At 26.8% G+C, this 8,730-nt stretch carries 10 protein-coding genes; 3 read left to right on the top strand and 7 right to left on the bottom strand.

What is annotated here, in order from left to right; all coding sequences use genetic code 11:
* Positions 1-21: 21 nt before the first annotated feature.
* Positions 22-477 (bottom strand): GyrI-like domain-containing protein, encoded by a 456-nt coding sequence (locus Q0F58_RS15355; protein WP_294378452.1) that lies wholly within the window; start codon positions 475-477, stop codon positions 22-24.
* A 186-nt stretch (positions 478-663) separates the two neighbouring features.
* On the opposite strand from Q0F58_RS15355, the gene Q0F58_RS15350 reads away from it, so the two are divergent.
* Entirely contained in the window at positions 664-1,401 is a 738-nt protein-coding gene (locus Q0F58_RS15350) for an NAD-dependent protein deacylase (RefSeq protein ID WP_294378450.1), read from the top strand.
* Positions 1,402-1,444: 43 nt separating this feature from the next.
* Here the strand turns inward: Q0F58_RS15350 and Q0F58_RS15345 are convergent, their stop codons facing one another.
* The 4 genes from Q0F58_RS15345 to Q0F58_RS15330 all read right to left on the bottom strand — a co-directional run bounded on the left by Q0F58_RS15345 (position 1,445) and on the right by Q0F58_RS15330 (position 4,569).
* Positions 1,445-1,936, bottom strand: coding sequence for a TatD family hydrolase (locus Q0F58_RS15345; protein ID WP_294378447.1), 492 nt, complete (start codon positions 1,934-1,936; stop codon positions 1,445-1,447).
* A 20-nt stretch (positions 1,937-1,956) separates the two neighbouring features.
* Positions 1,957-2,892, bottom strand: coding sequence for an MBL fold metallo-hydrolase (locus Q0F58_RS15340; RefSeq protein WP_294378442.1), 936 nt, complete (start codon positions 2,890-2,892; stop codon positions 1,957-1,959).
* 285 nt (positions 2,893-3,177) lie between these two features.
* The gene (locus Q0F58_RS15335) at positions 3,178-3,978 is read right to left on the bottom strand and encodes a nitroreductase family protein (RefSeq protein ID WP_294378436.1); all 801 of its coding nucleotides are present in this window, start codon (positions 3,976-3,978) and stop codon (positions 3,178-3,180) included.
* Between the two features lie 441 nt (positions 3,979-4,419).
* On the bottom strand, positions 4,420-4,569 hold the full coding sequence (locus tag Q0F58_RS15330; protein WP_294378433.1) for a hypothetical protein: 150 nt from the start codon (positions 4,567-4,569) through the stop codon (positions 4,420-4,422).
* A 235-nt stretch (positions 4,570-4,804) separates the two neighbouring features.
* On the opposite strand from Q0F58_RS15330, the gene Q0F58_RS15325 reads away from it, so the two are divergent.
* Positions 4,805-5,245 (top strand): SH3 domain-containing protein, encoded by a 441-nt coding sequence (locus Q0F58_RS15325; RefSeq protein WP_294378425.1) that lies wholly within the window; start codon positions 4,805-4,807, stop codon positions 5,243-5,245.
* A 447-nt stretch (positions 5,246-5,692) separates the two neighbouring features.
* On the opposite strand, the gene Q0F58_RS15320 is transcribed toward Q0F58_RS15325, so the two are convergent.
* Positions 5,693-5,929, bottom strand: coding sequence for a hypothetical protein (locus tag Q0F58_RS15320; protein ID WP_294378421.1), 237 nt, complete (start codon positions 5,927-5,929; stop codon positions 5,693-5,695).
* 394 nt (positions 5,930-6,323) lie between these two features.
* Here Q0F58_RS15320 and Q0F58_RS15315 point away from each other — a divergent pair, with 394 nt between their 5' ends.
* Positions 6,324-7,667 (top strand): glycosyltransferase family 39 protein, encoded by a 1,344-nt coding sequence (locus tag Q0F58_RS15315; protein ID WP_294378418.1) that lies wholly within the window; start codon positions 6,324-6,326, stop codon positions 7,665-7,667.
* Positions 7,668-8,147: 480 nt separating this feature from the next.
* On the opposite strand, the gene Q0F58_RS19690 is transcribed toward Q0F58_RS15315, so the two are convergent.
* Positions 8,148-8,730 (bottom strand): hypothetical protein (locus tag Q0F58_RS19690; RefSeq protein WP_367118201.1); only part of this gene is annotated, 583 nt, incomplete at its 5' end.

Raw genomic sequence — 8,730 nt, 5'->3', positions numbered from 1 at the left:
AGAATATAAACATATAACTTTCTAAAGAATTGGAACACAAATTTCACATTTACAATCTTTTATCATTTTTACTGTGTACCTTTCAATGATATATCTTGATAAGTCCATCTTATATCCTTTCTTCAGTATTTCTTGAAATAGTTCATTCCACGCTTTTTGTACAGCTTCTGCAGTATGTTCAATAATAAATACTACATATTTTCCCCCATCAACAGTTCCTTTTTGTAAATCTTCTTTCTCTATATTAAAATCTTCTGAAACAACTATACCTGCATCATACCTGCACTTTTCTGGTTCTGTAGTTTCAGGATTATCTCTTGAAATTCCAAGTATAACAGTATCTTCATTAAATAAATTATTAACTTGTGCAAATTTCTTTATTTTCTCCATAGTTGTATAATTACTGTTTCCATAAGGACCTACATTTCTATAAAATGCAATATTCATTTTTGGCATTTTTTCTATTATCATTTTCATAATTTTTTGTTCCTTTCAATGTTTATTGACCGGTCATCATGAATGTAACATGTACTAAAATGATATTCAACATGTAATTTAAAATATTTTCCATTTAATCAAAACACAATGATAGTAATTTAGTTTTATTTTCCTATACATTATGCCATAATATAACTATAAATATAATTCGGAGATGATTTTATTATGAGTACTGAAATAGAACAATTAACACAAATATTAAAAGAAAGTAATAATATAGTTTTCTTTGGTGGGGCTGGGGTTTCTACTGAATCAAACATCCCAGATTTCAGGAGTTCCAATGGTTTATGGAATGAAAAATTGAAAATAAACTTTACACCTGAGCAGCTTGTATCTCATACATTCTTTATGAAATATCCAGAAGAATTCTTTAAATTCTACAAGGATAAATTAATTTATCCAGATGCAAAACCTAACGCTGCTCATATAGCTTTAGCAAAACTTGAAAAGATGGGCAAATTAAAAGCTATTGTCACTCAAAATATTGACGGATTGCATCAGGCTGCTGGTTCCAAGAATGTATATGAACTTCACGGATCTGTTCTTAGAAATTACTGCATGAAATGTAATGCTTTCTATGATGAAAAATTTATTTTAGAATCCAAAGGAATTCCTACATGCCCTAAGTGTGGTGGAAAAGTCAAACCTGATGTAGTTCTTTATGAAGAAGGATTAGATGAATCTATAATTCAAGGTTCAGTAAGAGCAATTTCTCAAGCTGATACTTTAATCATTGGTGGTACTTCACTTGTTGTTTATCCTGCTGCTGGGCTTATCAATTATTTCAGAGGTAAGAATCTTATCTTAATTAATAAGAGTTCAACTTCTGCTGACAGCAAAGCTGATCTTGTTATTCATGATTCTATTGGAAAAGTTTTAGGCGAAGCTGTTAATAACTTATAAAATATGCTAAGGTATTAAATTTCCTCAATTTAATACCTTACTCTTAAATTAAATGCAATATTTTTAATATATTCCTTGATAAGATATCCTCTAATTCTTCATTACTCAATCTAAGTTTTTTCAACCTTTCTATATTAATCTTTATATTATCCTTACCATAAGGTGTATCTGAACCCATAATAAATTTACTGCTTCCTAAATTATTTATAGCACTTTCAAGTAATTCAAGAGAATATAGTTGTGGTGCTGATAAATCAAAATATACATTACCACTTTTACTTCTAGCTGCTATTTCGTTAAATCCTATCATATGTGCAACGATAAATACTGCCTCTTCAAACTCATTAATTATATCTATGAAATTTCTCACTTCTTCTTTAGATCTTAAATGAATAAAAATAGGTATACTTTTTTCAACTGCCCATTTTACTATACAAATAAAATTTTTATTTAAAACACTAAATTCATTACAACATTGATGAGTCTTTATCATCTTAAAATTATATACTTCATAACCTTTGCTTAATTTTTCCATACAGTTAATTTCCAATGGATTCACCCAATATGTGTTGATAATCCGTCCATTGCTACTCCTAACATATCTGCTGCTTTAGCTGATTCCTCTGGAAGCATATGAATGTTATGCCAGCTCATATTATACTGTCCACACTCCATCATAACAAAATCAAAATCACCATATCTCTTATGTATTTCGTTAAAATGCTTTCCAAATCCACCATCACCACTTTCATATATTTGATGATTATCATCTTTTAGCACCCACGAAGCATATAGTGTACTAGTCATATCAAAAACTTGTCTATTAGAAAAATGTCTTGCTGGAGTACATGCAATCATTAATCCATCTACTTCAACCTCTTCCCACCATGCCATATTTTTAATCTTGCCTGCATCAACATTCCAACGTTTAAGATTTTTATCAACTCCCAATGGTACTATGTATTTCTTTACTTTTCTATCGAGTTTTTTGATTGACTTCATATCCAAATGATCATAGTGATCATGAGATATAATAACTATATCAATTGGTGGAAGTTCATCAATTGTTATCGGCGGCTCACTAAAACGCTTTGGACCCATAAAAGAAATAGGAGATGGACGTTTAGAAAATACAGGATCAATTAAAATATTCATACCATTAATCTGGATAAAGACTGTAGAATGACCAAACCATGTTACTATAAGTTCATTCTTTGATATATCTTTATTTATTATTGGTTTCGCTGATGGTAATACACTTTTAGGAGATTTTCCTTTATTTGATACACGATTGTCTGTGCTTTCCCCTTCTAATTCATATTCTTTTGGATATGTAAATTTCCCTTTTATATAGTTTCCTGCACGTGTTATATAATCTTTCTTTTCACTTCTTGATATTTTTTCTCCAAATACAGGATTAATATACAAAAACAATACAATTATTATGATAATTAATAATATAAACTCAATTGCCCACAATACTATTTTCACCAACTTTCTTTTTAAATATAATAACATTTTACTCTATTATTAAAAACCACTAATATATTCTTATTTAGTTTTATTATTCATTTTACTGAATATATTCATATACTTATAGTATAAGGTTTTATTAGAGGCAATTTTATTGATATGTTATTAAAATATTTAATGAAACTTCCTGATAATTTGAAGGAATTTATCTTGCTACACCATTAGAAAAATTATATAGTATACAATAAATTTATTAATTAATGTGCTGTATCAAAATAAATCCTGATACAGCACATTTTAACACTATTTAACCCATGATATAACATAATTAAAATTTTCATTTTTCTTTTTTGAATCTATAAATTTAAATTCACCCTTTAAGTTATTTTCAATAGCTGTTAAATGAAAGTGGCAAAGCGCTATTCCCATATCAATAATTGTTGAACCTTTATTGTCTGCAAAATAGAAATGTATTTTATCATCTTCTTTTACAATTCTCCAAGGTTGTTTATTAAGTGATGATGGAGCAAGTCTTACCATTTCCAAAGGTTCAAAATATTCTCCTGCATCAACTTCAGTAAGTGGAGTGTTAAAATTTCTATTAAAAAATGACTTTGAAAAAGAGTTACGTTTATTTCTATTTCGTCCTACTACAATTGCGAAGAGAGATTTCCTTCCCCCCTCATAACCAACAGGTGAAACAATAGGCATTATTTCATCATCTTGCAATTCTATAGCTTTAGCAAAATCACTCTTTTTGAATGTTCCTCCAAGCCACACTGTCCCTAATCCTATAGAAGTACAATATAAAATCACCTTTTCTAAAGAATATCCTAAAGCTATTAGAGACAAATCGTCTTTTTGACAGATTACTGTCAAAAAGTATTGTGCACCCTTTATCACTCCATAAGTCCCAAGTTTAATATCTTTATTTCCTGTATGCTTTTTTACTAATTGTATTTTTATTTTTTTATTAAATGGGTTTGTTAAATTTTTAATATATGTTTCTATTTTTTCAATTATCTCTTGTGATAAATAATCTCCATTATAATTTCTTACTGAGTATCTAGCAGATATAACTTTTTTTATTGATTTATCATTCATAATAATCTAAATATAAATGTTACTTAAAACTTATAAATATGAAAAAATTATTTTAATGGTTTTCCAAATTTCATTTCTGATTGTTTTATAGTAACTATCTCCTTTCTTAAATTTATTGATATATATTCATTATACTTATTAATTGTGGATATTTCATAATTATAATTTCACATGATTCAGTTCAACATATAGTACCTATCTTTATTGAAGGTATACTATATGTTGAGTTGAACTTTGTATTTATTTTAATATGAAAAATCCTCAATTGCTTTTTCCTATTGCTATTAATTGCATTTTCTAAAAATATTTTATTTAGTCTGTTTATAAAAAGATAACATTCTATAAATTATCTCAACAACACTATTATTTTTTTATAACAAAAACCATTAATTATATATAGTAATTTGACTATATATAATTAATGGCCTATTTTAAATGTTTTTAATGCATTTCTTCATTGGAATGTCTTGCAAATACATTTGACTGCTCTAGCTCTAAATCCTCACATGCCTGCTCAAAACTACACCCCATCTCATCCATATACTTTGCAACATATGAATTAATATCTATTGGCGCATTACTAAAATCCATACATTATCCTCCTCTTATAAATATTTACTAACTATTGTTTTCATCATTTGTTCATTATATTCATATATTATGAATAACTATAAGTGTTAATGATTCTAAATTCCTAAACTTTAAATATTAAAAACTATAATTTATTTTATGATTTTCATTGAAAAATATTCTTTAAAGATAAATTTTAAGAAATAAATAACTTGGAAATCTGATTTAACTATATTTATGTAAAGGAGAAGTATAAATGGTCTTCATATTATTATTGCTGATTATTCTTTTCATTGGCGGAGGAGGCTTTTTATTTTTAAAGTCTTATGATGAAAAATATGTTGCACTTCAAAAAAGTAATTTTTTATTAAAATCTCAGCTTTCAAAAATGAAAGAAAAATATGATCTTATTGATTTGTCCACACAAGACTGCACTGTTGAATTTTTATCTGTGGATAATATTTTTGGCATTCTTCCTAAAAATACAATAGTACGAATAAGCCCCACATCTTATTCCTGCATCATAAATAAATTAAGTTCTTCTATTCAGGTAGAAATATTAGATAAAGTTAAAATTTCTGATTCTATATGGTATTACATCCTTATTCCAAACAATACAAATATAAATTCAAAGGGATGGGTTGAGGAATGTTCTTTTTCTGAATTATTTAATTCTTCATCAAAAGAATTAATTTAAAAAATTATATATATGTATGTATAATAAAAAACTTTTGGGTAATACTTTATAATGTGAAGTATTTAACTTCAATATTTAATCGCCTCTCCCCCATTTTTATTTATATACAATTAAAAATTGCCATAGTCATCTTATAATTATGACTATGGCAATTTGTCTTTGTTAATACTGTAAAAATTCACATTATACTGAATTTATCTTTTCATTATAAAATTTTGTATTTTACAAATATCAGATACATTTTTAATGTAATTTTAATCTTTCAATATATTAAACTATCATTTAAATTAGGATTTTTCATATCAATATAATTCTCAAATCAAATATACATATATTCTATTGTAAATAAATCCATATACTTATATAGATTTTATCTATATAAAATTATAACTATTAAATATACAAAATTATACATTTTTATGCGTTTAAAAAATAATATAATAAATATTACTTATAGCGATTGGCATTAATATAACAATTTCCTTTTGAATCATATTCAGTATATTTTATGTTAAATTTATTATTTTGAAGCATTGAACTTATTACATCTATGTCTTTTTTGTTCATCTCGTTTATTTTTATTATAAAATTATCATCCTTATCAATTATTTTTAAATAATCAAAAATATTGCTGTAATCCTCCAAACCAATACTGCCTCTAATATTCATACTATAATTTGACATTGGTTTTCCAGCCCTCCTTTGTTTCAAATCGTACATATTTCCACATAAACATAGTATAACTTCATTCTACTAATAATATTCCTGTTTTACTAAAATAATATTTAAATTTAAGCACTATAATTTTTCGGATAGTAAATTCAAATAAGTTAAAATATTTAATTTATAAATGCATTTTATCCCTATATATAACATTTTATCCCTAAAATAAAATTTATTTTTTTATTGCATTATAATTAAATCAATTAGTAAATTATTATGAAGGAGAAAAACTAATTTGAATTTTTTGCATAAAGAAATTAAAAAAAATTTTCTATTAATACTTTTAATAGTGTTGTTTTATCTATTCATTAATAAATTTAATTTACATAATAATAGGTTATTTATTAAAGGAATTATGATAAGTGCAATATTTTTTACATTATTCATTTTTAGATTGAAATTTGATAAAGATGAGTTTGACAGTAATAAATTTATAGAGTGTGTGATAATTTTAGGTCTTATAATGCGGATAGGATATATGCTTTATACGCCTTGCAATATACGAGGACATGATATTGGAGAAATTAGTGAAAGCGGCTATGGGCATGCTGCTTATATATTAACAATAATGAAAAAGCATATGCTTCCAAATAATAACCAGATTCAATTTTACCAGCAGCCATTTTTCTATATTTTAGGTTCAATTATTTCTAAAATAGTTAATTCTATTTTACACAAAAATGATTTATTTTCTCTTGTAGATGCTGCGAAAATAATATCATGCTTTGCTTCATGCAGTATCTTATTAGTATCAAAACAATTATTTGATGAAATAAAATTAAATAAATCAGCACAGAAAATAGCAATAATAATTCTCTCTTTTCTCCCTAATTTTTATCTAATGGGAGGACGAGTTAATTGTGACGCTCTTGCAACGTGGTTTATGACATTAGCTTTACTTTATACTATCAGGTTTTACAAGAAACAATCTTGGAGTAATATTATAATTCTTGCATTTATTTATGGATGTGCAATGATGACAAAAATATCTTGTGGGATTATGGCTGTTTTCACAAGTGTAGTGATGATTAAATGTTTATATATTCATTTTAAAAATAAAACTTTTAAAGAAATATTTTTAAAACTATGTATATTTTCTATTATAAGTTTTCCATTAGGTTTATGGTTTTCCATTAGAAATTACATTTTATTTAATCAAAAATTCACATATGTTCTTGAACAAGATGTGAATTCCCAATTATATTGCGGTGACCATTCCCTATTTTCACGCTTTTGCATTTTATCACTAAAGAATATTTTTTCTTCACCATATGCAAATCCTTTTGGAGATTTCAATTATCCAGCATATCTCATTAAATGTATGGCATTTGGAGAATTTAATTTAAATAGAACTGGAATAATCCCAATAATGCTTTTATTCAGCATATTAATTCTTGTATTTGTATTTATAATATCTTTATTTTTTGTTTGTAAAAATTATAAAAACAGCAAGATTATAATTCGAGCAATGGCATTGATCTTTCTCTTTATATATTTAACAAGTATAAAATTCAATATAAATTATCCATTTGGATGTTCTATGGATTTTAGATATATTGCAATAACAGCTGTTATTGGAAGTATTTTTATTGGAGAATTTTATGAACTATTTAAATCAAATGAGCTTTTAAAGATATCTATTAATTTAGTAACAGGCGTGTATTCAATATTTTCAATTTTAATGTATCTTCTTATATAAGATATGAACATATAAATTCAGATAAAAAGAATATATCTTTTTATAATAAAAATTTTATTTACTTAGAAAGGGGTTAATAAGAATGAAAAGTAAAAAATTAACATTATTACTTGCAGCTGTAAGTATAACAGCTCTTACTGCATCAGTTTTTATAAGCAGTAATACAAATGCATATTCTGCTGATGAAGTACAAACAACACAAAATTCTGATTATGAAAAACTTCAGCAATTAGAAAATACAACTGGTGAGGAAATAATCGTATTAAAAAATAATACTGATATGTCAAAAGTGAAAATTTACATTAACAATTATATGGGAATTTCCATAAACCCAGCAGATTCAGTAGAATCACATGATTTTATTCATAAAGGAAAAGGTGGATATATTGCGGGACAGCCTAAAACAATAAAAATAAAGATGCAGAATGAACAAGTATCAGCAGACACTTCTATAAGCAGTTTATTGACTTATACAGAAGTTCAAGGTGATGGAAGTATTAAAACATATGCATTACCAAGTGTATATGACAAAAATTTAAAAACATTAACAGTAAAGGCTAACGCACCACTTAATAAAAATTTAGCAGTTATTTCTTTCTCAGAAAACAGAGCAATAGAAGTTAAAGATTCTGGTGAAGTAGTAGTAATAACTAAAGATGGAGAACTTCCATATACTGCTGAAAATGCTGAAAAAGCTATGATTATAACTCGTGATGATAATGGACAAACAACTATGGTTGCACCACCAAGTTCATCTAACACTAAAAAATCAAGTTCATCATCATCAAGTTCAAATACATCAACAACTACTACTGAGGCTCCAACTACTTCTGAGGCTCCAGCTACTTCTGAGGCTCCAGCTACTTCTGAGGCTCCAGCTACTTCTGAGGCTCCAGCTACTTCTGAGGCTCCAGCTGCTACTACTGAGGCTCCAGCCGCTACTACTGAGGCTCCAGCCGCTACTTCTGAGGCTCCAGCTGCTACTTCTGAGGCTCCAGCCGCTACTTCTGAGGCTCCAGCTGCTACTTCTGAGGCTCCAGCCGCTACTTCTGAGGCTCCAGCT

It is taken from the genome of uncultured Clostridium sp., assembly GCF_934754915.1.
Classification (GTDB): Bacteria; Bacillota; Clostridia; order Clostridiales; family Clostridiaceae; genus Clostridium.
The sequence above is the reverse complement of the archived record's forward strand: the minus strand, read 5'-3'. Positions and strand labels throughout refer to the sequence as shown.

Coding starts and splice junctions, on each gene's coding strand:
- Q0F58_RS15355 (WP_294378452.1), bottom strand. CDS start 477: ATGAAAATGATAATAGAAAAAATGCCAAAAATGAATATTGCATTTTAT.
- Q0F58_RS15350 (WP_294378450.1), top strand. CDS start 664: ATGAGTACTGAAATAGAACAATTAACACAAATATTAAAAGAAAGTAAT.
- Q0F58_RS15345 (WP_294378447.1), bottom strand. CDS start 1,936: ATGGAAAAATTAAGCAAAGGTTATGAAGTATATAATTTTAAGATGATA.
- Q0F58_RS15335 (WP_294378436.1), bottom strand. CDS start 3,978: ATGAATGATAAATCAATAAAAAAAGTTATATCTGCTAGATACTCAGTA.
- Q0F58_RS15330 (WP_294378433.1), bottom strand. CDS start 4,569: ATGGATTTTAGTAATGCGCCAATAGATATTAATTCATATGTTGCAAAG.
- Q0F58_RS15325 (WP_294378425.1), top strand. CDS start 4,805: ATGGTCTTCATATTATTATTGCTGATTATTCTTTTCATTGGCGGAGGA.
- Q0F58_RS15320 (WP_294378421.1), bottom strand. CDS start 5,929: ATGTCAAATTATAGTATGAATATTAGAGGCAGTATTGGTTTGGAGGAT.
- Q0F58_RS15315 (WP_294378418.1), top strand. CDS start 6,324: ATGATAAGTGCAATATTTTTTACATTATTCATTTTTAGATTGAAATTT.